Below are 23,802 nucleotides of genomic sequence, written 5' to 3' on the forward strand. Positions count from 1 at the left end.
AATAGTAGCATAAGACAAACCACTTATAATTCTATTCCTTCGAGGAAAATTTTCTTTGGCTGGTTCTGCTCCAAGAGGAAACTCGGAAACAAGAGCGCCTCCTTCCTCTAAAATCTTTTCTGCAAGGTTATAATTTCCCCTCGGATAGATAACATCAACGCCCGTTCCAAGAACAGCAACCGTTTTCCCCTTTCCTTTAAGGGCTCCTTCATGAGAAAAAGTGTCTATTCCATAAGCTAAACCGCTTACAACGCAAATTTCGTTTTCTGCTAGAAACTTTCCTAGAGAAAAGGAAATTCTCTTTCCATAACTTGTTGTTTTCCTTGATCCGACAATAGAAATACAACTACTGCTTTCCAAGTTTCCCTTCACATAAAGAACAATCGGTGGCTGAGAAATTTCTTTTAAAAGCTCAGGATATTTCGGAGAACAAAGAGGAACAATTTCTACTTTCTTTTTTAAAGCCTCTTTCAGTTCTTTTTCAGCCCTTTTTAGTTCCTCTTTAAGTTCTATCTTCTCTTCTTTTATGGCATCTTGAAGATTTTCATAAGATTTAATAAGGTTCAGATATCGTTTAGGACCTATTCCCTTTTTGAAAAAGAGAGCCAAAGAAAAAATTACATCTTCCATTATAGAATCCTTATAGCAGAAAGAATTCTCTTTTTTGTTCTTTCTTTCCTATAGGAAAAGAAAAGGTGGTTATCGCACACTGTACACCCTTTTATGATTTCAACATTTTCTACTCCAAGAGATTTCAGTTGAAAAAGGTTTGCCTTTTTAAGATCAAAAAGATACTTATCACTCCCCTTTTTTGAAAAACACCCTCTATATTCTTTAGGAAAGAGTGTATAGACATCTTCTCCAACTTCATAGCAATTTCTACAGATAGAAATTCCTAAAATCGCTTTCTCAACTTTTGAAAACCTTAAAATATACTTAACAGTATTGAGAACAATTCCTTTTAGCGTTCCCCTCCAGCCTGCATGGACAACTCCAACTATTCCATCTCCAATCAAAAATATCGGCAAACAGTCTGCCGTAAGAACACCTATCCAAAAGTTTTTGCTATTGGTAACTATGGCATCAGCTTCTGGTACTAAGGACTTTGAACTGTCGATAAAAGCAACATTACTTCCGTGGACTTGAATAGGAGTAACTACTGGAAATCCCTTTATTTCCTTTATACTTTTACCATCAACAGGTTTTTGGGAAATGAATATTTCATACTTCATAATGCTATAATTTTAGCATGGCTAGGGTTTCATTAATGGTAAAAGTAGAAAATTTGAAAATTCCTTCTTTCTACAACCGAAAGCCTTCTGAAGCTTTTTATATTTTTAGGGAAAAGCTTTTTGAAGTTATAAATGAACTACCTATGGACAAAGCCTCTAACAGAGCTTTAAAGGAAATTTTCAGAAAAGAAGGGAAGAAAAAACTGAAATACCTTGAAAAAAAGCTTCTTGAATTGGACTCTTCTTCCTTAATGAAGAGGAAAGTTATTTACAGTTCCTTTTACCGTATTTTTCAAAGATTAAACTGGGCAGAGAACTCTGAAAGTGAACGGGAGATAGAACTTCGCCTCTGGACAACAGCATCTATTGATTTTCTCTTGGACGTTATCAACGTTTTAGAGGAAAAGGAATGGTAGAAAAAAAGAGTCTATGGGTTCTTCAAGAAATTTTTGTAGACCCGGGTATAGTAGGAAAAAACTTGGATTGTGATCTAAACCTTAAGGTAATGGGAGACGTAAGAAAGGAAAAGAACATTTTTAAGATAACCACTGAAATTTTTGGTTCAATTACAACCAAAGACGAACAGATAGCTAACCTTAGATTTGTTAACATTACTGAACTTGAAACCAATAAAAATCATTCAACCAAGACAATTTTCCGTAAAGTTTCTAAGAAAAAAGTGGAAGAGTTTGTATCGTTTCTTCCTTTGTACCTGATAAAAGCTGGAATAACTGCAAAAGGAATAGAGTATGAACTGTAGCTGTAGAGGAGGAAAAAGTAGAAAACATATAGAGACACAGGAAATACAAGCATTATTTCGTTTTCTAAAGAAAAATCCTAAGCTTTTTCCATTTGTAGTTGACTTGATTTACACTTTTCGTCCTGTGGATAAAGATATTACAAGAATGGAAAGAGTTTTTTTAACAGTAAGAGAAATTCAAGAACTTGGACTTTTAAAGTTTTCTGAATCACAGGAATTCTTTAGAATCTTGAAAAAATTCTTTTTAAACGGAACAGATAAGCAGAGAGGAAATTTCTTGGAAATTCTTGTTTCAGCATTTGGTCCTTTCACTTTTAGCGAGAAGGCAAAAAGAGTAAATCAATGCCGAATGTTTAAGAAAAGCAAAAATATATCTGGAAAAGAAATAGATGTCGCTTTTTCTTCCAAGAATTACCTCGAACTTCACGAGTGTAAATCAAACATGGTAAGGCAGTGGAGAGACCCTTTATCAAAAAGGACGAAGAAAGGTTCTAAACTCCACTTTCTAGATAACCTACCGAAGGAGTGTAATAATGGCAAGAAAGTAATTCCTTGCTGCACGGGGCTGGATGGGGAACTCACAAGTTCCTATATAAGGAAAGTTTTCAGGTTTTACAGATTTAAAAACATAAAAGTTATAGGTAGAAAAGAACTTTTTGAAAAATTTAAGAAAAAGTTATAATAGTGGAACTCTAAACATATATGGGGTATCATAGTGGATGCAAAATTAATAGAATTGATTATCATTTTCACTATAGGTCTTGTAGATTCTTTAGTTTTTCTTTACTTTATACTCAAGAAACTTTAGGAGTAGGAAGATGGTGAAAGACATTCACGAAAGCAAAATACTAATATTGGACTTTGGATCTCAATACACTCAGCTAATAGCAAGGCGTCTTAGGGAAAAACACGTTTACTGTGAAATCCATCCATTTAATACTTCAATAGAAAAAATTAAGGAGTATAAGCCAAAGGGGATTATCCTCTCTGGCGGCCCGGCAAGTGTTTATAAAGATGGATCTCCTAAAGTAGACAAGGGGATTTTCGAACTTGGTATTCCTATTCTCGGCATTTGCTATGGAATGCAACTTATTACATACCTTTTTGGTGGAGAAGTTGTAAAGGCTGAAAGGCATGAGTACGGAAGAGCAGAACTTGACGTTCTTGATAATCAAGACCTCTTTTCCGACCTTCCTCAAAAGTTTACAGTTTGGATGAGCCATTCAGATAAAGTTTTAAAAGTACCTTCTGGTTTTGAACCAATTGCTAAAACAGAAAACGCCCCATTTGCAGCTATAAGAAATAAGGAAAAGAAAATTTTTGGTGTTCAGTTCCACCCAGAGGTTAAACACAGCCAATTTGGAGACAAGATTTTAGAAAACTTTGCAATAAAGATTTGTGGTTGTAAACCAAGTTGGACTATGGAAAACTTTATAGAGTACGAAATAGAAAAGATTAGGGAAACTGTAAAGGATAAAAACGTTATATGTGCCCTCTCTGGTGGTGTCGATTCTTCAGTTGTTGCAGCACTTCTCCACAAAGCCATAGGAGATCAGCTTTACCCGATTTTTGTTGATACAGGGCTCCTACGAAAAGGAGAAAGAGAGTCTGTAGAGAGAACTTTCAAAGAAAAGTTTCATATGAAAAACTTCCAGACTGTAGATGCCTCAGAACTTTTCTTAGAAAGACTGAAAGGTGTAACAGATCCCGAGAAAAAGAGAAAGATAATTGGGCACACATTTATAGAAGTGTTTGAAAAAGCAGCAAAGTCTATTCCAAATGCAGAATTTTTGGCACAAGGAACACTTTATCCAGATGTTATAGAAAGTGTTTCTGTTAAAGGGCCTTCTGCAACAATTAAAACCCACCATAACGTTGGAGGTCTTCCTGAAAGACTTAACTTTAAACTCATAGAACCACTAAGAGAGCTTTTTAAAGATGAAGTTAGAGAACTTGGAAAAGAGCTTGGGCTACCTGATGAAATAATTAAGAGGCAACCATTCCCAGGACCAGGACTCGCAATAAGAATAATTGGAGAAGTAAAACCTGAATACTTGAGGATCTTGCGTGAAGCAGACGCAATAGTTCTTGAAGAGATAAAGAAAGCAGGTCTATACGATAAGATATGGCAATCCTTTGCAGTCTTTCTACCAATCCAAACCGTAGGAGTAATGGGGGACGTAAGAACTTATGACTACGTTATAGCCATAAGAGCTGTAGAAAGTGTTGATGGAATGACTGCTGACTGGGTAAAACTTCCTTACGAACTTCTAGAGAGAATTTCCAACAGGATAATCAACGAGGTAGAAGGTGTTAATAGGGTTGTTTACGATATCACTTCAAAACCTCCTGGAACTATAGAGTGGGAGTAAGAAAGATGAAAGAAAGAATACTAGAACTTAAAAAGGAAAAAAATGCAGTTATACTTGCCCATTATTACGTTGTTGGTGATATACAAGATATTGCAGACTTTGTTGGAGATTCCTTGGAGCTTGCTAGAAAAGCAAAAGAAGTTAAAAGTGACATCATAGTTTTTTGTGGTGTCTACTTTATGGCTGAAACGGCAAAAATTCTTAATCCTGAAAGGAAGGTCCTTCTTCCCTACTACAAAGCTGGCTGTCTTATGGCAGACATGGCAATAGCTGAGGAAATAGAAGAGTTCAAAAGAAAGAATCCTGAATATACAGTTGTTACTTATGTAAACAGTTCTGCCGATGTTAAAGCTGTTTCTGATATTTGTTGTACTTCTGCAAACGCTGTTAAAGTGATAGAAAGTCTTGACGCTGAGAAAATCTTATTTGTTCCAGACAAAAATCTCGGTAGCTATGTAGCAGAGAAAGTAAAGGACAAAGAAATAGTTTGCTGGAGTGGATATTGTCCTGTTCACCAGAAACTTACCTTAGAAGAAGCTTTAAAAAGAAAAGAAGAACATAAAGACGCAGTATTTGTCGTTCACCCTGAATGTTCAAAGGAAGTAAGAGATATAGCCGACTTTGTTGGAAGTACATCTAAGATAGTAAGTTTCGTAAAAGAAACCTCTGCTAAGAAAGTTATTGTTGGTACAGAGAAAGGAATTATTCACCAGCTTAAAAAGTTAAGACCTGATATAGAGTTTATACCTGCCTATAGCGAATTTACTTGTGATCAAATGAAAATGAATACTATGGAAAGATTATTTCTTGCTTTAGAAAGAGAACAGTTTGAAATAAACGTACCCGAAAACATAGCCCAAAAAGCAAAAGTAGCAATAGAGAGAATGCTTGAGGTAAGTTAAAGAGGTAAATAATGGAAAAGCGGTTTGAGGTTAAGCAGGACCTTTGGTTTGTGTGGGGGCCATTAATTTTTGATTTTCTTCTTTTTGTTATAGCCCTATTTATGGATAGCTTTTTTAGGTGGGTAGGAATTATTATTTCCCTTGGACTTGCCGGTCTTGTTTTATGGCAATCTCGTCCAATGTTTAAAAACTTTAAGCTTGTCCTTACTCCTAAGGAAATAAAAGTGTTGGACTTTAAAGGCAACACTGTCAGGAAGCTTGACTATAAGAAAGTTTTGGGTGCTGTAGGTGGTTTCAAAAAGACGTGGAAGATTTACACTTATAACTTTTACTTTAGAGTAAAAGGAGACGAGGACTTGAGCTTTGTTCTCGTATCAAGGGAACCCAACCTTGCAAGTAAGTTTCAAAACTTTTTAAAAGTTTTTGTTAGAAAGAAAATACCAGTTCAAATTTTAAAAGGGTGAGGTGATGAGTAGATGAAAGAAACTTCTACAAGATTGGTTCTCCACTTTCCAAAGGAAACCTGGGATAAACCTGTAATCTATAAACTAGTAAGAGATTTTGATCTCATTGTTAACATCTTACGTGCAGAAATTCTTCCACGAATGGAAGGTTCGGCAGTAATAGAGCTAAGAGGTAGCAGGGAAAAGATAAGTGAGGCGGTTAAGTTTTTAAAAAGCATAAATATAAAGGTAAAACCTTTAGAGTTAGACATTTTCAGGGAAGATGAAAAGTGTATCCATTGCGGTGCATGTATAGCACCTTGCCCTACAAATGCTTTCTATTTAGACCAGAAAACCTTTAAGGTAGAATTTGCAAAAGAAAAGTGTGTAGGCTGTGGACATTGTATTCCAGCTTGTCCGTTGAGGATTATCTACTCTGCAGAGTTTTAGCATGTTTCTAAAACTTGGAGAATGGTACATAGACATCGATAGAGTCTCAGCTTATAGAATATACAAAGAAGGAGACCATTACAGACTAACCTTCTACATAGAAGGAAAAGAGTTTTTGGTTGATAAGACCTTCAAGAGCGAAAATGAAGTTCACGACTGGCTTGATGATTTGCACTTGTATATTCCTGACTTAAGTTTATCAGATACAGTGATTTTAGATGATTTAAATGAAAAAAACCTTAAAACTAAAGTTTTAAAGAAAGCAAAGGGATTAAAAGAAAATTTCCTTTCGTTTTTAGCATTTACTCTTTTTATTTTCTTCCTTATCTCACTTATAACTGGAATGGTTTTTATCTTAAAAATTATTTGGAACCTGGTAGACAGATTATTAAATTCTACCCAAGTACTTCACTAGGAACTGTTATATAAATCTTTGAAACCTTTCGAGAAAGAGCTTTTACTGCGTCTGTCGGAGCAACATTGGAAAGTTCCTCTATTCCACCATCTACTTTTACTTTTATAATTTCATCTTTCGAAGGAGAGTAATAAGAGTACGCAACTTTCGATGGTTCAACAATTTCAAAGTAATACTTTGGATTAAATCCTGCTTTTTCAACTTTATCTCTGTATTCAAGAACTTCTACAGGTCTAACCTCTAAAGTTCGGAAAAAGTTCCTATTAACAAGCCTTCTACAGAGGTCAGACAAGATAGGGTCTTTTGCCTCAAAAAGAGAGTAGATAGAAGAAATCACGTTGCTATCTGTAAGCCTAAAAAACTTATCAACGTTTTCTGTTCTCAAGACCTCTTTTAAGGTTTCGTCCATAGAAAGCTTTTCGTCATTTAGGACAAGTTCTCTTATCCTTTCTACTATCTTTATTAGTAAAACCTGAACAGAAAGATTTACTTTATGGAAGTAAACTGCCCAATACATTTCGTATCTTGACATAATGTATGATTCAAGAGCGTTAAATCCCTTAAAACTCCAAATAAGTTCTCCATTCTCTAAAAGTGCTGAAGCTAATATTCTATTAACATCAACCTTTCCAAAAGAAACACCTGTATAGAAAGCATCTCTTCTTAGATAGTCCAATCTATCACAATCAAGCTGGCTACTTATTAGCTGGTAAGAAAAGGATAGATGATGTTTCTTAGAAAGTATTTTCTTTACATTTTCTATGAGATCTTTCTCAAGATTTAATTCTTCTCGCAAACAGTCTAAAGCGTAAAGGCTCAATTCTTCGTGTTTCTTCCTTAAAATCACTCCTTCAAGAGCATGTGAAAATGGAGAATGTCCAAGGTCGTGAGTTAAAGCTGCAACCAAAATTGAAGTTCTTAAAAATTCATCAATCTCAAAACCTTTAAGAGTTAGAAAGTTAATAGCCTTCCTTGAAAGCCACATTACACCAAGAGAATGTTGAAAACGGCTATGTTCAGCTCCCGGATAAACATAGTAGCAGGGACCTAACTGTCTGATATATCTAAGTCTCTGAAGGTAGAAACTATCAAGAATTTTCTCTAAGATTCCCCCTCTCTCCACCAGGATAAACTCATCGTAAACAGGATCCATAAGAAGCTTATACTTCTTCATTTTTTTCCTTACACTCTTTACATATACCGTGATAGAGAACGCTATAGCTCACTATACTGAAACCTTCTCTTTCTAAACTTGTTGTATCAAGTTTTAAATCCAACTCAACATCGTAAATTTTTCCACATTTCACACAAACAAAGTGGCTATGGGGTTCCACCTTTGCATCGTAGTGAATCTTATCTTTTAAAGTTGGGACTCTAACCACAAGTCCTGCTTTCTCTAAACTTGCAAGTGTTCTATAAACGGTCGTTAAAGATATTCCTTCTATCTTTCCTTTTAAGCTTTCAAATAACTCTTCAGCACAAGGATGATCATTTCTGGAAACAATTTCTCTATAAACGGCAATTCTTTGTGGAGTTATCTTGAGACCAACAAGTTTCGCTTTCTTTTTAAAGTTTTCTATCTTCTCCACAATTTCCATTTCTGTTTTCCTCATATAAGAGTTTTAACATAGATACAAAATTAATATCTAAACAAATCTATCGCCAACTTTTACTCTATAACCTCTAATAAACTCTTCTCCAGAAATTTCTTTCCTTCCCTCAGGTTTTAAATTTAGGATTTTTAAAGCTTTATTACCTGTGGCAATAACAAGTTCATTATCAGTTTTAATTACTTCTCCTGGAACTCCTTCTCCTTCCACAACCTTAGCTTTAGTTATCTTTATTCTTTTTCCATTAAAACTTGTATATGCAGAAGGCCAAGGAGTAAAAGCCCTAACCATATTGAATATCTTTTCAGCCGGCAGCTTCCAGTCAATTTTCCCCATATCTTTAGTTATTGGCTTACAATAAGTTGCTTTAGAGTGATCCTGAGGATAGGGTTTTAATTTTCCTGAAACGTAAAGAGGAATAGTTTCTACAAGGAGTTTTGCCCCTAATTTTGAAAGTTTATCGTGAAGAGTTTTAGCGTTATCATCTTTTTCTATTTTAAGTTCTTCTTGCGAAATGATGTCTCCTGAATCAAGTTCACTTGATATAAGCATTATAGTGACACCTGTTTTCTCCTTGCCATCAAGTAAAGCTGATTGAATAGGTGAAGCTCCCCTATACTCCGGAAGAAGAGATGCGTGAACGTTTAAACATTTAAACTTAGGTAGTTCAAGGATTTCATCAGGAAGTATCCTTCCATAAGCTGCCACAACGATAATATCAGGAGAAATTTCTTTTAATTTTTCAAGTAGTTCTTTATTCCCTTTTACTTTTTCAGGTTGATAAACCGGTATCCCAAGTTCTTTGGCTACTACCTTTACAGGAGGAGGCGTTAACTTTTTTCCCCTTCCTACAGGTCTATTGGGTTGAGTAATCACAAGGGGAATTTCATATCCAGCATCAAAAAGAGCTTTTAAAGATGGAACTGCAAAGTCTGGAGTCCCCATGAAAACAACTTTAAGTTTTTTTTCCACTTAAAACCTCCACTACCTTTGAAAAATCTACTACTCCTTCCCTTACAAGTCTTGGAAAGTTACCTGTTAAGTCCACTATTGTTGATGGAAGTTCCAAGGATTTTCCTTCTATACAGTAGTTAATAAGATTTTCAAAGTATCTTCTACACTCCTCACAGCTTTTAGCTGGTTCCATACCTTGGGGATTAGCGCTTGGGGCAAAAAGAGGAAAGGTCTTTTTTATAAGTTCCCTCAAAAAAGGATCATCAGGAACTCTCACAGCAATGTCATTTCTTTCGAAAACTTCCCTGAAAGGACTTTTCTTATCCAGTGGTAAAATAGTTGTAACCGACGCAGGATAGAGTTTTTTTAAACCTTCTTTAAACTTTTCAGGAACAACAATTCCATACTCTTCCATACAATCTACACTATCAAAAAGAACTATTAGAGGCTTATTTTTATCCCTTTTCTTTATAAGGTAAAGCTTTTTAATAGTTTCTTCATTTAAAGCATTTCCTAAAATACCAAAAAGAGTATCAGTGGGAGAGCAGACAAGCTCTCCCATCTTAAGAACCTTAGCGATCTCTTCTATGTTATCCTTCCTGAGAATCCTCACTTTCTCTCATCTCTAAAAGATGTTTGTTATATAGGAAAACCAAATCATTAACATTACAGTTTAAATGCTTAGCCACTGGTGGACACTTCGCTTTAAGAATGAAGAAAATATCCTTGGAATCAACTTCCTCAAGAGTTTCAAAGTTCGCCTGTCCTTTAGATATTACAAAATAAGCTTTATTCCAGTAGTCTTTACATTCAGAAGAAACAAAATCAAAATCAACGCCTATAAAGTCCTTACCTGTAGTAATGAGCTCATCAACGTAATTAACAGCTTCCGTTTTCAAAGCATCTTCAACAGTTGCATCATTTAGAATAGGCCCTCCCCTCACGGCAAGAACAACTTTCAATCCTCTATTTTTTAACTCTTCAAGCAAGAACTTGTCAAAGACAATTTCCCCAGCGTTATCTGCTATGTAAAGTACCTCTTTACCTTGAATTAAAAACCTTTCAAGTATATCAACATCAAAGTAAGCAAAAGGAATGTCAAGGAGAGCTTCCACTTCCGAGAACAAATCAAAATCTCTTGGAACCCCAAAGTCTATAACATTTCCTACAGCAGCAAGCCTAATAGCCAAAGAAAGTTTATCATCAACACCTTCAAAAAATTCTTTCCTTATTTTTTCCTCAAGATGTAAAGCTATTTCGTTGTACTTGTCTTTTAAGAGTTTGTAAGGATCCTCTAACTTTGTCTTTTCTTTGAATATTCTATGAATAAAAGTCGCATTATGTCCTGGGGATTTATCAACCCTTAGGTCTTTAGAAATAAATCTTGCAGACTCCCTCAGAATTTCCATAGTGAGGGAGTCCGGAATATCAGCAATTTTAGCAATGTGAACAACCTGTTTTAAAAAGCAAGGAATGCACTCAGGGTAGATTTTCATATTAACCCTCTAAAACTTTTCTCTTCATCTCCTCCCTGTACACTTTTAGCTTTTCCCTTAGTTCTGGATACTTTATAGCCATAATTTCCACTGCTAAAACTGCTGCGTTCTTTGCCCCAGCTTTTCCAATAGTTACAGTTGCTACAGGAACTCCTCCAGGCATTTGAACAATAGAAAGTAGTGAATCTATACCTTTTAGAGGAGAAGCGTCTAGTGGAACACCAATTACAGGTAGAGTAGTTTTTGCAGCAATTACTCCTCCAAGGTGAGCAGCATATCCAGCTGCAGCAATGATAACATCGTAGTTTTCTTCTGCCTTTTCACAAAAGGCAAGAACTTCATCAATAGTCCTATGAGCAGATAACACTTTTACATCGTAAGGAACTCCAAACTCTTCTAAGGTTTTTGTACAAGTTTCCATAACTGGCATGTCTGACTTACTTCCCATTATCACTGCTACCTTCTTCATAGAGCTCCTCCTTCACTTTTATTCTCTTTGAGAAATTTCCCGATTTATCAAAAGCTCTAATATAGTAGGTCTCTTTTCCACAATTTTTGAGGAAAAAGTATATAACTTTTCCCAATTTTCTAACCATCTCATCGCCACGCCTTTGTATCAAGTATCCGACTACATCTTTTGAAGGAGAGGGTTCCCACAGTAAGATACACGATTTTCCCTTCCTTACAATGACAGGATTCTTAGGAGGTTCTGGAGGTATTCTATCTTCGGGAATAACTTTAAAAATGTTTGTAAATCTTCCTTTTAAATATCCCAAAGAAAATCTAAAGCGGTAACTATATTCTCTACCGTTAACTACATCTTCATCCACAAACTCTTCTACTCCTTTAGGCAATATTCTATACAACTTCCCGTTCCTAAAAACTTCAATAGAAAAATCTTTACTCGGTTTAAAAGTGAACTTAACAAAACCATCTCCAGCAAAAGAATTTAAAATGACAGGAGTTTCTTTTATTGGTTCCTTAGTTATAATACAGAAAGGTTCCGATGGATCACTTCTTTTGGATTTATAAACAGCATAGACGGTATAACACCTTCTTTCTCCTATTTTAGAAGTTTCCTTATCAAAGAAGAAGGGTTTCTTTGTCTTATATTTTCTTTCTCCAAAGTTAACTAAAATTTCGTAATGAAGGTTCTTTATATCCCGTATTCTTCTTCCATCATAAAATTTCTTCACTGGTTTCCACCTTACTAAAAACTTGTCTTCAACCTGTTCAACACTCAAAATTTTTGGTTTTTCAGGATAAAATTCTAAAGGTGGTAGAGGGTCTTTTCTTTTCCCACACATCGTAAAGGAAAAAATAAAAGGCAATAACAGTAAGAATACCAACCTTTTCAAGGCAACCTCCATTGAGGATTTTAGCATAATGCCCGAAATAGCTGTTATAATTTCTAAAAAACTCTTGCCTTGGAGGTAAAAGTGGCATCTATAGATGTAAACCAAATTTCAAAAGGAATGAAACTTGAAATCGAAGGTTATCCTTATGAGATAATTGACTACGAGCATGTGAAACCTGGGAAAGGACAAGCTTTCGCAAGGATAAAACTAAAGAATCTAAAAACAGGAAACGTAGTAGAAAAAACCTATAAAGTAGGTGAAAAGCTTCAGCTTGCAGATTTTGAAGAAAGGGAAATGGAATACATTTACAACGATGGTGAATATTACTACTTTATGGATACAAGAACTTACGAACAAGTTGGAGTTTCTGCTTCAGCTCTTGGGGAAAAGGCTAAGTTCTTAAAGGAAAATACAACTGTAATGGTTCAGTTTTACAAAGGAGAAGCAATTTCTGTTCAACTTCCGAAGAGTATAGTCCTTCAAGTTGTTGATACAGAGCCAGGATTCAAAGGTGATACTGTTTCAAACGTTACAAAACCTGCTACATTAGAGACAGGTGCAGTAATCCAAGTACCAATGTTTATTAATCCTGGAGATTATGTAAGAGTTAACCCAGAAACGGGAGACTATATAGAAAGGGTTAATATTAAATAATTTCGTTGGGAGGATAGTTTGTTAGAAAAAATAGAAAAACTTCTTAAAGCCATAGAGAATACCTCTATTGAAGAGCTTGAAATAGAAACAGAAGGGATAAAACTCAGAGCGAAATTTGTAAGAGGAAAGGCTATAAAAGAGGAGGCTGTTCAAATTATCCCTTCTGTCAAAGATCAAGAAGTTGCTCCTAAGGGAGTTTCTGAGGAACCTGCAGAAAATTACTACGTTGTAGAATCTCCTATGGTTGGAACATTTTATAGAGCTCCAGCCCCTGGGGCGGAGCCTTTTGTAAAGGAAGGAGATTACGTAGAAAAAGGTCAAACACTTTGCATAATCGAAGCCCTTAAAGTAATGAATGAAATAGAGTCTGAAGTTTCTGGCATTGTCAAGAAAATATTAGTTGAAAATGGACAACCAGTAGAATACGGACAACCTCTATTCTACATAGAACCAAAGTAGGTGGTTGGATAATGTTCAAAAAAGTACTAGTTGCAAACAGAGGAGAAATTGCAGTAAGAATAATAAGAACCTGTAAAGAACTTGGAATAAAAACTGTTGCCGTATTCTCCACCGCTGATAGAGATTCTCTTCACGTATTTCTGGCAGACGAAGCTGTATGTATAGGAGGACCTCTACCTCAAGAAAGTTACCTAAATATTCCTGCAATAATTTCTGCTGCTGAAATAACAGGAGCAGATGCTATCCACCCAGGATATGGATTCCTTTCCGAAAATCCGGGATTTGCAGAAATTTGTACAGCCTGTGGTATGAAATTCATTGGACCATCTCCAGAAACTATGATCCTTATGGGAGATAAAGCAAAAGCAAGAGAAATAGCGATAAAAGCTGGAGTTCCTGTTGTACCAGGAAGTGGAATAGTAAAAGATGTCAAGGAAGCTCTCAAAATTTGTGAAGAAATTGGATATCCAGTTCTTGTAAAAGCAGCCCACGGCGGTGGCGGTCGTGGAATGAGACTAATAAATTCAAAAGAAGAAGCAGAAACTTTAATTACTACGGCAATGGCAGAAGCTGAAGCAGCTTTTGGGAGTGGGGAAGTTTATATAGAAAAGTACATAGAAAACCCAAGACACATAGAAATTCAACTCATTGCAGATCAGTTTAGTAACGTAGTTACCTATGGAGAAAGGGAGTGTTCTCTCCAAAGAAGACACCAAAAAATTTTAGAAGAGGCTCCTTCTCCTTTTGTAGATGAAGATTTAAGAGAGAGACTTTCTGAAGCAGCGAAAAAAATCGCAAGACTAATAAACTACGAAGGTGCAGGAACAATAGAGTTTTTAGTTGATAAGGATAAAAACTTTTACTTCATAGAAATGAATACGAGAATTCAAGTCGAACACCCGGTTACAGAACTTGTTACTCAGCAAGATTTAATAGCAAAACAGATTTCAGTTGCAGCGGGGGAAAAATTAAAAGAAGACGGTATTAAGTTACAAGGACATGCAATAGAGTTCAGAATAACCTGTGAAGACTATAAGAAAGGCTTTAGACCAGCACCTGGTAAAATAGAGAAATTGGTCTTACCTGGAGGTTTTGGAGTAAGAGTTGATACCCACATTTACGAAGGCTATTCGGTTCCGCAGTATTACGACTCTTTGCTGGCAAAACTTATTGTCTGGGGGGAGACGAGAGAAGAGGCTATAAGAAGGGGAAAAAGGGCCTTATCTGAATTTATAATAGAAGGAACTTTAAAAACCACTTTACCTCTTCATATAAGACTTTTAGAGGATGAAAACTTTATAAAAGGTCTTCTTGACACTAAAGTGCTTGAGAATAAAATTTTACCTAACATAAAGGATTAATTTACTTTTTATAATCATATTTAACTCTGTAAATGATTGGAATAAGGTTCCTCTACTGTATGGTTCCTCTTTTTAATTTTTAATTTAATTTTACTTTAATTAGGACTATTCAACCAATTTGGAGGAAAACATGGCTTCTCAGTCCAAAACAGAAAAAGTCAAGATCTGGCTAAAAGAATATCTCTCAGAATTTGGAGAGTATACTGGAACTTTAGAAGAGCTTTCACAACTGGCAGACTCAACTCCATATCTTGTAAAGAAAGCTTTAGCCGAACTTGAAAAAGAACTCATTATCAAATCAGAATCTAAAAGAGGGAAAGGATTGGTTGTTTCCTTAATCAATAAGGAAGAAAGTGAAGAAGATCCCTCCTTAACAGCACAAGAACCAGAAGTTCAAGAAGTCAAAGACGAAGAAGAAACCAAGGAAAGCACAGAAACAAAAGAAGATACAAAGAAAAAGAAGAAAGAAAAGAAACCATCTTTACAGGATCAAGTGCTATCATCCCTTATAGGAAAAGAAGTAACTGTATTTCTAATCAGCGGAACAAGACTTGAAGGAGTACTCCTCGACTTTGACAATTTTACCCTGTCTATGACTGCTCCTAAAGGAAAATCCTTAGTCTACAAACATGCTGTAGCAACAATAATTTATGAGTAATCTGCAGGTGAAGTTATGAAAAAGTATAGAACGTTAGAAGACGCCCAAATAGAACTTGTGGAACTTTTAGAGAGTGAAGGAGAATTTAGAGGTTCTATAGAAGAACTTGCAGAAAGACTTTCAGTAAAGGTAGAAAATATAAAGCCTCTTTTACAACTTATGAAATCTTCGGGAGATATCGTCTTTGAAGAGGTAGAGGACGAACTTATAATAAGACCTGCTTCCTTTATTCCCGTTTTACCTCCTATACCAACAAAAGAACAGCAAAAAGAAATAGAAGAAAAATTAAATCAAGGCTATAAACTTATAGCATCCTCTTTCTTAGGTGGGGTTCAAAGCAGAGAGCTTCGTAGTGCAATAGGAAAAAGAGTCATTGTTTATTTTAGAAATGGAAGTAGATTAGAAGGAAGGCTTAAAGGATTTGATAGATTTACTTTAAAGATGAGAAACTACAGAGGAAACATCCTTGTTTACAAACACGCTGTTTCTACAATAGTTTACAAACCTTAAGGGTCTCTTTCATTTTTATTCTCAACGGCCCGTCTCCACGCCTATTTCTATAGCCAGTCCTTATCTTGTTAACTTCTTCCTTTTTGCTAAAATGTGAAAAAGGGGGAAATTTTAAGGAGGAGAGATGGAAAAGAGTCTTTTACAAGAAGTGAAAGAACTTTTAGAGATCGTTGAATCTTTTAAAGCAGAAATCTCAAAAGTTTCTATCCAAAAAGAAGGATTCAAAGCTGTAAATCAGCATATTGACACAGCTATAAACGAAAGTGAAGAAGCGACCAAAAAGATTATAGACATAATAAGCGTATCATTAGAAGCTGTAAACCAAAGCCTGGAAATAGTATCCCAAATAGAAGTGAATGAAAGCTTCAAAGAGAAAATCGAGAAAATCAAGGAACTGTTAACAAATACTTCCAACAACTTGATTAACGCTTTAACCTTACTTGAGTTCCAGGACATTCTTGCCCAAAGACTTCTTAAAGTAAAGAACTTTTTTGCCGATATAGAAAAAAGTATTCTAAAAATTGCTCTACTTGCAGGTATAGAAGAGGCTACGGACAGAAAAGAGGAGCTTGAGAAAAAGTTAGAGGAACTAGAGTGGAAAAAAGAAGTTAGCCAGGACGAGGTTGACGAGATAATGAAACAATTTGGTCTTTAGGGGCTTAATATGAGAGTAGAAATTCCGGAAGAACTTCGAGAAATACTGGAAGAGTTTTTAGTAGAAGCAGAAGAAATACTCGAAGGCTTAGATCAAGATCTAATAGACCTTGAGAACAATCCAACCGATAAAGAACTACTCAACAAAATATTCCGTGGAATGCATACACTAAAGGGAGGAGCAGGTTTTTTAAACTTAACTCCAATAGTCGAGATCGCTCACCGTATAGAAGATATCTTTAACAAGCTTCGAAATGACGAAATGACCTTAACTCCAGACCTAATGGATATTATCCTTGAAGGAATAGATCATCTAAAGAATTCAATTCAGATGTTAAAGGAGAATGAAGAGCTCCCAGATATGGGAGAGATAGAACCCGTTTTAAAGAAACTTGACTCTGCTTTAAAGGGAGATACTGTTCCCTTATCCTCAGAAACCAGTCAGCCTGCATCTAGCGAAGAAAAAGATCAGGGTGATATAGAGTTTGAATTTATTCAGGACGTATCCGATGCCCTTAAGGAACTAATAAAAAAGTTTCCAGGAAAGAATTTAGCAGACCTTTTGGAAGAAATTATCCTGATGCCTCCTGACAGCCGCCCTATGGAAGTTATTCCGGAAATAGAAAAGTTAATAGAAGAAGGAAAAGATATTAATGACATAGTAAGAGTTAAAAAGAAAGAGGAAAAAACCCCTACTGAAAAACAACAAGAAAAGAAGGAAACTCCTCAGACTACATCTGCACCTCCACCTCAGCCTTCTCCGTCTAAGGATACTTCGTCTTCAGCTTCTAAGAAGTCTACCTCAGAGAAAAAGACGGTAGAAACAATCCGTATCGATGTTGAAAGGGTTGAGAATCTAATGAACCTTGTAGGAGAAATAGTTCTCGATAGAAACAGAATTCTTAGGGTATCCTCTGATGTTGAGAAGGAGTGTAAGAGCGAAGCTGTTGAAAAGTTAATAGAAGCTGTAACAAGCCTTGATAGGACAGTTAGTGATCTTCAAGTTGCTGTAATGAAGCTAAGAATGCAACCTATAAAGAAAATCTTTTCCAAATTCCCCAGACTTGTCAGGGATTTAGCAAGAAAACTTAACAAGAAAGTTCAACTTGTAATAGAAGGTGAAGATACAGAACTGGATAGATCCATTTTAGACAAGCTTGAAGATCCCCTAATTCACCTTGTCAGAAATGCTCTTGATCACGGAATAGAACCTCCTGAGGAAAGAATAGCAAAAGGTAAACCTGAAGTAGGAACTGTAAAGCTTTTTGCGTATCACGAAGGAGATCACATAGTCGTTGGAATTCAGGATGATGGAAGGGGTATAGACTCTGAGAAAGTCAAGAAGAAAGCTTTAGAGAAGGGATTAATAACTCCAGAACAAGCTGTCCAAATGACAGATAAGGAAGCTTATGAATTAATCTTCATGCCCGGGTTCTCTACTGCCGAGAAAGTAAGTGATGTTTCAGGTCGCGGTGTTGGAATGGACGTTGTAGCAAGTACAATACACTCCTTAAGAGGTTCAATCGAAATCGACAGTGAAATTGGCAAAGGAACAACAATATTACTTAAGTTACCTCTAACTGTGGCCATTATTAGAACTTTAATGATAGGCGTAAAAGGTCAAGTATTTGCTGTTCCTTTACATTCTGTTGTTGAAATCGTTAGGTATGATGAGAAAAACGTAAAAGAAGTCGGGAGCTTCAAGAGTTTTCTACTAAGAGACGAAGTTTTACCTCTTTTCTCCCTAAACGAGCTTCTCGAACTTGAAGATGGTGGAGAAAAACACTTCGTTGTTATCGTTAAAGTTGGAGAAAGATTGATTGCAGTTTCAATAGAAGGACTATTTGGTGAGGAAGAAATAGTTATTAAGTCTTTGGGAGATCTTCTTGCAGATATTCAAGGAATAGCAGGAGCAACAATAGCAGGTGACGGTAGAGTTGTTTTAATCCTCGACCTTAACTCCTTACTCTCTGACTATAAGATGAAGCTAATAGGAGTTGGAAAATGAACGAAAGGCAAGATAGAGAAATGAACATAATTGGTGTAGAAGAGCTTATAGGCGAAATAAAAGAGAGAGAAATTCAAGTTATAGCATTTAGACTAAAAGACGAACTTGTAAGTGTTCCTATAGAACAGGTTGTAGAAATTACAAACAACAGAGATATCACTCCTGTTCCTAAAGCCCCAAGTTATGTAATAGGAGTAATGAACTTAAGGGGAAAAATTGTTCCAGTAATAAACCTTAAAGAACACTTAGGGATAAGGGATATTGTACCTGAAGACGTTTATTCCAAAAATAAAATTGTAATAGTAGAAACCCCAAAGGGAGAAGTAGGGATCATAGTAGACAAAATTGTGGGATCGATAAAGTTCTTGGAAGGGGATGTTCTTCCAGAACCAATAGGTACGATAGGAATAGACGTAAAGTATATATCAGGGGTTGTCCAGTTGGAAGGAGACCTACTGATAATTTTAAACATCGAATCAATGTTTAATCAGGAGGGTTAAAGATGTTTTGCTCACGGGAAAAAAGGGAATTGGATCTTCTAAAAAGAGAATTAGCGGTTCTTAAGCAAGAAAATCAAAAGTTAAGAAAAGATTGGGAAACTTTAAAAAAGGAAAAGGATTCTTTACAAGAGGAGCTAAGTAAATTCGCCAAAAAAAATACAGAGCTTTCTAAGGAACTGGAAAAGTTAAGAAAAGAAAAAGAAATTGCCGAAAACGACGTTTACATGTACCAACAAATTTTAGATTCTCTAATGGAAGAAGCTATTTTCTTGGCTACTCCTGATTTTAAGCCAGGCAGAGCCGGAAACGAAATAGTTTATGCAAATAGAAAAGCGTTTGAAATTGCTAATAAGTGGAGAGAAGTATTTATCTCAGTATTTGGAATAGATCCTGACAAGCTCATAGGTTCCAGCATTCACCTTTTCCACAAAGATCCAGAAAGGGTCAAAGAACTCTTAAAAGCCACAAAACCTGGAGAACATAAGAAAAACGCAGACATACAAATAGGTCCATATGTAATGGCTTCATATAGACATGCGATAGCCAATAAAGATGGTTCCGTTAGATACTATTTGGCCACTTGGAGAGATGCTACGGCAGAAAAAGAAGTAGAAAGACAGTTAGAAAAAGCGCAAAAAATGTTTCTGTCCAACTTAAAAGCGACCAAACAATCTCTTGTAAACAACCTAACAACCATAGTATCTGTTTCTGTTGCCATCAAAGAACTCCAAGAAACACTAAGACTTTCAGAAAACCAAATAGACTCTATTCAAGAGATTGAAAAAACCGTAAAAAAACTAGTAGAAGTATCCGATAAGCTAATTGAAAACTATAAATTTGTGCTGGATGAGTTGAACATTGCAGAAAAGAAAACTTTAGAGTCTTTAGAACAAATGCAGTATATAAGAAACATTACAAAGGAAATGGAAGATGTGGTTAAGGCTTTACAATCCCAAACAGAACAGATAGATAGGGTAGTAGAAGTTATAACTTCCATTACCGAGCAGACCAATCTTCTTGCTTTAAACGCTGCAATTGAGGCTGCAAGAGCTGGAGAAGCAGGACGAGGTTTCGCAGTCGTTGCTGATGAAGTTAGAAAACTTGCTGAAAGAACAAATAAGTCTGCTATTGAAATTAGAAAAGTTGTTAAAAACATGAGAGAGCAAATGAACAAAACCGCTGAAATTGCAGATAAAAGCGTTAAAGCCGTAGACGATGGAATGAATATGTTTAAGGATAATCAGCACACTTACAATACTCTCAAAGAAGCTTCCGAAGGAGTATTGGGAGTTATAAACAGTCTAACAGATATTGTGAACACCCAAAAGTCCAAAATCAGCGATATAGTCAAATACATACACAAGGCTAACGAATACATCAACTCTACTAAAGATCAAGCTACGAAAATTATCAAAGTTGCAGAAAAGACGGATACAAGTCTACACAAGATTTGGGAAACCTTCTATCTCATTGATATTGGCGATGCTAGCACAATTCTTGACAGACTCTCAAAGCTTGGAGAGTTTACAGCAAGAATTAACGAAGTAATAAAGGGTAAATTGGTCGAAAATATAAACCCTGACGTATCCGTTATTGCAGAAGTTGATAACCTCATAAGATTACTAAGTCCTCAGGACAAAGAGATAGCTGACATTATAAAGAGACATCCGGAAATAGAAGGTTTCTTCTCTAACCTCGAAGAGAAACTATTCGATGTTAAACTGCTTCTAAAAGAACTCTTCTTAGCAATTAGCTCTGATGACATAGAAGAAATTATCCAAAAAGAAGGAGAAATAACAGATATTACAAATGATATAGCCACTAACCTCATTAACGCTATCTCTACGATTCTTTCAACCTCTAAAGAGAAGGTAGAAAGACATGGCTAGGAAAAAGGAACTTTTACCAAAGATTCTCGAAACAGGAGCAAACGAGCTTGAAATAATCGACTTTAGGATGTACGAGCTGCTAGAAGACGGTAGTACTTATGAGTGGATATTAGGTGTTAACGTAGCAAAGGTCAAAGAAGTAATTTTTAAACCTCACGACATAATAAAAGCACCTGGTCTTCCTCCTGAGGCAGAGGGACTTGCCAAAATAAGAGGTCAAATGGTTCCAATAATAAGTCTTGCTCGATGGATGAAAATAAAGGAACCTGTAAACGGCAAGTATGTAATAGTTATGGAATTCCTACGTGAAACGGTTGGGGTCGTTGTTCACGAGGCCAAAAGAATAAGAAGGATCAGGTGGGCAGACATAAAGAGACCCCCAAAAAGTATTGATGAGAAACTTGGAGGGAAAGTAGTAGGTGTTATAGAAATAGAAGATAATAAACTCCTTCTTCTGCTAGACTTTGAGGGAATTTTAGATGAACTCGGAATGATAAAGATATTTGGAATAGAGGAAATAGAAGGCATAGATGAAATAGAAAAGAAAGGTCATTTCAACATTCTAATACTTGACGATAGCCCTGTTGCACGCAAGATTATTAGAAGGATTTTAGAAAGAGACGGACATACGGTTTTCGAGGCTCAAAACGGTATTGAAGCGCTGCAAATACTTCATAAGTGGCTTGAGGAGGCTAAGTCTTCTGGTAGAGACATAACAGACTATGTCCAGCTCATAATTTCTGATATAGAGATGCCGGGAATGGATGGACTTACGTTTACAAGGAAAGTGAAAGAAGATCCTGAGCTATCTAAATTACCTATCATAATAAATACATCTTTAAGTGATAGGGCTAACGTTGATAAAAGTAGATTTGTCGGAGCGGACGCGCACCTTGTCAAATTTGATGCTCCAGATTTAATTAAACTTGTTCACCAGTATGCAATTAGCAAATAAAAACTTTTAAGGAGGTAAATAGCTAATGGCAATGCCTGATCCAAGCATTAACATCTTAATAGTAGATGACATGGCTGCTATGAGAAAAATTCTGAAAACTTTACTTGGTCAGCTTGGATACAAAAATGTTGATGAAGCTGAAGATGGGAAACAAGCCCTAGAAATATTAAAGAATAACCCCGACAAGTATGGTCTCGTAATTACCGATTGGAACATGCCAAACATGACAGGAATAGAACTTGTTCAAGAGATTAGGAAAGATGAGAAACTTAAGCACCTTCCTATTCTAATGGTTACTGCCGAAGCAAAAAAAGAAAACGTTCTAATGGCTATTAAAGCTGGAGTTAACAATTACATAGTTAAGCCGTTCACTGCCGAAACATTAAAGGAAAAAATGGAAAAAATATTTTCCTCACTAGGGAAGTAAAGTAGGTATTTCCCCTGTTCCTTTCAAAGGGGACAGGGTTTCTACCTCAATCCAATTTTGGAAAAACTATGACAACATCTTCGATCAATCCAGAAGTTGAAATTGTAGAGTTTCAAATATACGAACTTTTAGAAGACGGAAACATTTATGAGTGGTCTTTTGGTATAAACTCCTCGAAAGTAAAGGAAATACTTCCAAAACCAAAAAAAATAGTAAAAACTCCTGCAACGAACGATATTCTACTTGGCATAAGTGAAATAAGAGGAGAAACCATTCCTATAATTTCTCTTCCTAAATGGTTAAAAGTTAAAGAACCAGAAAACATAGAGAAACACCTCCTAGTTTTAGAATTTCTAAATCAAAAAGTAGGAATAGTTATTCACTATCCCCAAACAATAAAGAAGGTAAAGTGGGAAAAGATTATTCCTCCTCCTCCTGCCTTAGAAAAAAGATTAAGCGGTAAAGTAATCGGTATCATAGAAGGTAAAGATTCTTTAATCCTTCTTTTAGACTTTGAGGGAATACTTGAAGAAATAGAACTTTTAAAAAATGTAGAAGAGATTAAAAAGGCCACTCTTAAATCTCCAAAAGAAACTGAAGAAGCCATCGTTCTTATCGTAGAAGACAGTCCCGTAGCAGCTAAAATAATGAAGAAAGCTGTTGAAGGACTAGGAAAAAAAGTCTTAATATCAAGAAATGGCATAGAAGGACTAAAAATACTGAACAGCTTTCTAAAGGAAGCTGAAAGTAAAGGAAAAAATGTAAGAAACTATATTCAAGTTATTATCTGTGATATTGAAATGCCAAAAATGGATGGATTAACTTTTATAGAAAAAATAAAGAAACATCCTCTACTTTCAAAGATTCCTGTAATAATAAATACTTCCCTTTGCGACAGAGCAACTATTACTAAAAGCCAAAAGGTCAAAGCTGACGCATACATTGTTAAATTCGACCTTTCTTCCTTGATAAAGGCCATTCACGATTTAACTTCAAAAGAGAATTAAAATATAATCTGCAGACCTTGTCAAGATAATCCGAAAATAATCGGTCAATAAGAGAAAAACTCATAAATATTCTCAATTTCTTGTTTTCCAATTTTCTTTTCTACTTTCAATAGACATTTTCTATAATACCTATCTATAAAACAAATAAGAAGGAAGAAAGAAGAAGTGAAGAGGATATTGGGGATAACCTTCTACACAACAAAAGAAGTAGCAGAAATTCTAGGAAAATCTGAGGCGACCATAAAGAATTGGATCTACGAAGGGAAGTTGGGGGCTACTCAAGTAGGAAGAGACTATTTAATACCTGACGGCGAAATTCTTGAGTTTCTAAAAAAGAATGCGAATAAAAAAGACATAAAGTTTTGAGGAGGTTAATTATGGCTGAAGAAAAGGAACTTCAAACGGGAGTTGTTGATTTAAACAGTCCAGAAGAAGTTTTTAAGGAACTTAGAGGGGAAATAGCAAGGATAACTATTTTAAGAGATGGAAAAGTTCTTGATAGGGTTTTGCCAGAAGAAATAGATGATGATGTAGTTTTTTGGGTAAAGGATAAGTATGGAGGGGGAAAGTATCAGCTAATATTGTTTGGAAAAGACGGAAAGGTTAAGAAGAGACTTTCTTTTGCGATAGATGGAAAACCAAAAGGTGTAGAAGAGGAGAAAGTAGAAGGGAATAGCTCGTTGGCACTTCTTGAAAAGCTTATAGAGAAATTAGAAAAGAAAGAGGAT

General features: G+C 35.7%; 31 protein-coding genes. 22 read left to right on the plus strand and 9 right to left on the minus strand.

Features of this window, described 5'->3' with window-relative positions:
* Together ABGX27_01380 and pgeF are read right to left on the minus strand one after the other, a co-directional pair.
* On the minus strand, window positions 1–630 hold a 630-nt coding region (locus ABGX27_01380), incomplete at its 3' end, for a DNA-processing protein DprA (protein MEO2068146.1).
* Window positions 630–1,232 carry a peptidoglycan editing factor PgeF gene (gene pgeF / locus ABGX27_01385; GenBank protein ID MEO2068147.1) on the minus strand — a complete coding sequence of 201 codons (603 nt, stop codon included), beginning with the start codon at window positions 1,230–1,232 and terminating at the stop codon, window positions 630–632. The genes ABGX27_01380 and pgeF, both read right to left, overlap by 1 nt.
* A gap of 17 nt (window positions 1,233–1,249) precedes the next feature.
* Between pgeF and ABGX27_01390 the strand changes: the two genes are divergently transcribed.
* The 8 genes from ABGX27_01390 (at window position 1,250) to ABGX27_01425 (ending at window position 6,574) form a co-directional block, all read left to right on the plus strand.
* Window positions 1,250–1,648 (plus strand): hypothetical protein, encoded by a 399-nt coding sequence (locus ABGX27_01390; GenBank protein ID MEO2068148.1) that lies wholly within the window; start codon window positions 1,250–1,252, stop codon window positions 1,646–1,648.
* Window positions 1,642–1,992: a hypothetical protein gene (locus tag ABGX27_01395; GenBank protein ID MEO2068149.1), complete on the plus strand. Its 351-nt coding sequence runs from the start codon at window positions 1,642–1,644 to the stop codon at window positions 1,990–1,992. Before ABGX27_01390 ends, ABGX27_01395 begins: the two co-directional genes overlap by 7 nt.
* On the plus strand, window positions 1,982–2,674 hold the full coding sequence (locus tag ABGX27_01400; protein MEO2068150.1) for a hypothetical protein: 693 nt from the start codon (window positions 1,982–1,984) through the stop codon (window positions 2,672–2,674). Before ABGX27_01395 ends, ABGX27_01400 begins: the two co-directional genes overlap by 11 nt.
* Before the next feature lie 136 nt (window positions 2,675–2,810).
* Window positions 2,811–4,364: a glutamine-hydrolyzing GMP synthase gene (gene guaA / locus ABGX27_01405; GenBank protein ID MEO2068151.1), complete on the plus strand. Its 1,554-nt coding sequence runs from the start codon at window positions 2,811–2,813 to the stop codon at window positions 4,362–4,364.
* A gap of 5 nt (window positions 4,365–4,369) precedes the next feature.
* Window positions 4,370–5,266: a quinolinate synthase NadA gene (nadA, locus tag ABGX27_01410; protein ID MEO2068152.1), complete on the plus strand. Its 897-nt coding sequence runs from the start codon at window positions 4,370–4,372 to the stop codon at window positions 5,264–5,266.
* Window positions 5,267–5,277: 11 nt separating this feature from the next.
* Entirely contained in the window at window positions 5,278–5,730 is a 453-nt protein-coding gene (locus ABGX27_01415) for a hypothetical protein (protein ID MEO2068153.1), read from the plus strand.
* Window positions 5,731–5,742: 12 nt separating this feature from the next.
* Entirely contained in the window at window positions 5,743–6,159 is a 417-nt protein-coding gene (locus ABGX27_01420) for an NIL domain-containing protein (protein ID MEO2068154.1), read from the plus strand.
* A 1-nt stretch (window position 6,160) separates the two neighbouring features.
* Window positions 6,161–6,574 carry a hypothetical protein gene (locus ABGX27_01425; protein ID MEO2068155.1) on the plus strand — a complete coding sequence of 138 codons (414 nt, stop codon included), beginning with the start codon at window positions 6,161–6,163 and terminating at the stop codon, window positions 6,572–6,574.
* Here the strand turns inward: ABGX27_01425 and ABGX27_01430 are convergent.
* Genes ABGX27_01430 through ABGX27_01460 form a run of 7 tightly spaced genes read right to left on the minus strand, consistent with a single transcriptional unit; the run spans window position 6,555 to window position 11,992 of the window.
* The gene (locus ABGX27_01430; protein MEO2068156.1) at window positions 6,555–7,748 is read right to left on the minus strand and encodes an HD domain-containing protein; all 1,194 of its coding nucleotides are present in this window, start codon (window positions 7,746–7,748) and stop codon (window positions 6,555–6,557) included. The two genes, ABGX27_01425 and ABGX27_01430, sit on opposite strands and share 20 nt — an antisense overlap.
* On the minus strand, window positions 7,735–8,172 hold the full coding sequence (locus ABGX27_01435) for a transcriptional repressor (GenBank protein ID MEO2068157.1): 438 nt from the start codon (window positions 8,170–8,172) through the stop codon (window positions 7,735–7,737). The genes ABGX27_01430 and ABGX27_01435 overlap by 14 nt, the downstream gene beginning before the upstream one ends.
* 48 nt (window positions 8,173–8,220) lie before the next feature.
* Window positions 8,221–9,129: a methionyl-tRNA formyltransferase gene (fmt, locus tag ABGX27_01440; protein MEO2068158.1), complete on the minus strand. Its 909-nt coding sequence runs from the start codon at window positions 9,127–9,129 to the stop codon at window positions 8,221–8,223.
* 10 nt (window positions 9,130–9,139) lie between these two features.
* Window positions 9,140–9,751, minus strand: coding sequence for an L-threonylcarbamoyladenylate synthase (locus ABGX27_01445; protein ID MEO2068159.1), 612 nt, complete (start codon window positions 9,749–9,751; stop codon window positions 9,140–9,142).
* Window positions 9,729–10,634, minus strand: a complete 906-nt coding sequence (locus tag ABGX27_01450) for an ARMT1-like domain-containing protein (protein MEO2068160.1) — start codon at window positions 10,632–10,634, stop codon at window positions 9,729–9,731. Before ABGX27_01450 ends, ABGX27_01445 begins: the two co-directional genes overlap by 23 nt.
* Window position 10,635: 1 nt before the next feature.
* Window positions 10,636–11,103 (minus strand): 5-(carboxyamino)imidazole ribonucleotide mutase, encoded by a 468-nt coding sequence (gene purE / locus ABGX27_01455; GenBank protein ID MEO2068161.1) that lies wholly within the window; start codon window positions 11,101–11,103, stop codon window positions 10,636–10,638.
* Window positions 11,072–11,992 (minus strand): hypothetical protein, encoded by a 921-nt coding sequence (locus ABGX27_01460; GenBank protein MEO2068162.1) that lies wholly within the window; start codon window positions 11,990–11,992, stop codon window positions 11,072–11,074. Before ABGX27_01460 ends, purE begins: the two co-directional genes overlap by 32 nt.
* Window positions 11,993–12,073: 81 nt before the next feature.
* Between ABGX27_01460 and efp the strand changes: the two genes are divergently transcribed.
* The 14 genes from efp to ABGX27_01530 form a co-directional block, all read left to right on the plus strand.
* Window positions 12,074–12,646 carry an elongation factor P gene (efp, locus tag ABGX27_01465; protein MEO2068163.1) on the plus strand — a complete coding sequence of 191 codons (573 nt, stop codon included), beginning with the start codon at window positions 12,074–12,076 and terminating at the stop codon, window positions 12,644–12,646.
* A gap of 18 nt (window positions 12,647–12,664) precedes the next feature.
* Window positions 12,665–13,105: an acetyl-CoA carboxylase biotin carboxyl carrier protein gene (gene accB, locus ABGX27_01470; GenBank protein ID MEO2068164.1), complete on the plus strand. Its 441-nt coding sequence runs from the start codon at window positions 12,665–12,667 to the stop codon at window positions 13,103–13,105.
* A gap of 11 nt (window positions 13,106–13,116) precedes the next feature.
* On the plus strand, window positions 13,117–14,466 hold the full coding sequence (accC, locus tag ABGX27_01475; GenBank protein ID MEO2068165.1) for an acetyl-CoA carboxylase biotin carboxylase subunit: 1,350 nt from the start codon (window positions 13,117–13,119) through the stop codon (window positions 14,464–14,466).
* Between the two features lie 130 nt (window positions 14,467–14,596).
* The gene (locus ABGX27_01480) at window positions 14,597–15,124 is read left to right on the plus strand and encodes an RNA chaperone Hfq (protein ID MEO2068166.1); all 528 of its coding nucleotides are present in this window, start codon (window positions 14,597–14,599) and stop codon (window positions 15,122–15,124) included.
* A gap of 15 nt (window positions 15,125–15,139) precedes the next feature.
* Complete coding sequence (locus ABGX27_01485; GenBank protein ID MEO2068167.1) at window positions 15,140–15,634, plus strand: RNA chaperone Hfq; 495 nt, start codon at window positions 15,140–15,142, stop codon at window positions 15,632–15,634.
* Window positions 15,635–15,758: 124 nt separating this feature from the next.
* Window positions 15,759–16,289 (plus strand): hypothetical protein, encoded by a 531-nt coding sequence (locus ABGX27_01490; GenBank protein ID MEO2068168.1) that lies wholly within the window; start codon window positions 15,759–15,761, stop codon window positions 16,287–16,289.
* A gap of 9 nt (window positions 16,290–16,298) precedes the next feature.
* The gene (locus ABGX27_01495; protein ID MEO2068169.1) at window positions 16,299–18,296 is read left to right on the plus strand and encodes a chemotaxis protein CheA; all 1,998 of its coding nucleotides are present in this window, start codon (window positions 16,299–16,301) and stop codon (window positions 18,294–18,296) included.
* Window positions 18,293–18,796: a chemotaxis protein CheW gene (locus tag ABGX27_01500; GenBank protein ID MEO2068170.1), complete on the plus strand. Its 504-nt coding sequence runs from the start codon at window positions 18,293–18,295 to the stop codon at window positions 18,794–18,796. Before ABGX27_01495 ends, ABGX27_01500 begins: the two co-directional genes overlap by 4 nt.
* A gap of 2 nt (window positions 18,797–18,798) precedes the next feature.
* Window positions 18,799–20,685 carry a methyl-accepting chemotaxis protein gene (locus ABGX27_01505; protein ID MEO2068171.1) on the plus strand — a complete coding sequence of 629 codons (1,887 nt, stop codon included), beginning with the start codon at window positions 18,799–18,801 and terminating at the stop codon, window positions 20,683–20,685.
* A complete protein-coding gene (locus tag ABGX27_01510) occupies window positions 20,678–21,640 on the plus strand; it encodes a chemotaxis protein (protein ID MEO2068172.1) in 963 nt (320 codons plus the stop codon). The genes ABGX27_01505 and ABGX27_01510 overlap by 8 nt, the downstream gene beginning before the upstream one ends.
* A 25-nt stretch (window positions 21,641–21,665) precedes the next feature.
* Complete coding sequence (locus ABGX27_01515) at window positions 21,666–22,067, plus strand: chemotaxis response regulator CheY (GenBank protein ID MEO2068173.1); 402 nt, start codon at window positions 21,666–21,668, stop codon at window positions 22,065–22,067.
* A 68-nt stretch (window positions 22,068–22,135) separates the two neighbouring features.
* The gene (locus ABGX27_01520; GenBank protein MEO2068174.1) at window positions 22,136–23,074 is read left to right on the plus strand and encodes a chemotaxis protein; all 939 of its coding nucleotides are present in this window, start codon (window positions 22,136–22,138) and stop codon (window positions 23,072–23,074) included.
* A 165-nt stretch (window positions 23,075–23,239) separates the two neighbouring features.
* The gene (locus tag ABGX27_01525) at window positions 23,240–23,440 is read left to right on the plus strand and encodes a helix-turn-helix domain-containing protein (protein MEO2068175.1); all 201 of its coding nucleotides are present in this window, start codon (window positions 23,240–23,242) and stop codon (window positions 23,438–23,440) included.
* An 11-nt stretch (window positions 23,441–23,451) separates the two neighbouring features.
* Window positions 23,452–23,802: hypothetical protein (locus ABGX27_01530; GenBank protein MEO2068176.1), on the plus strand; the 351-nt coding region annotated here is incomplete at its 3' end.

This window comes from Desulfurobacteriaceae bacterium (genome assembly GCA_039832905.1).
Lineage (GTDB): Bacteria > Aquificota > Aquificia > Desulfurobacteriales > Desulfurobacteriaceae > Desulfurobacterium.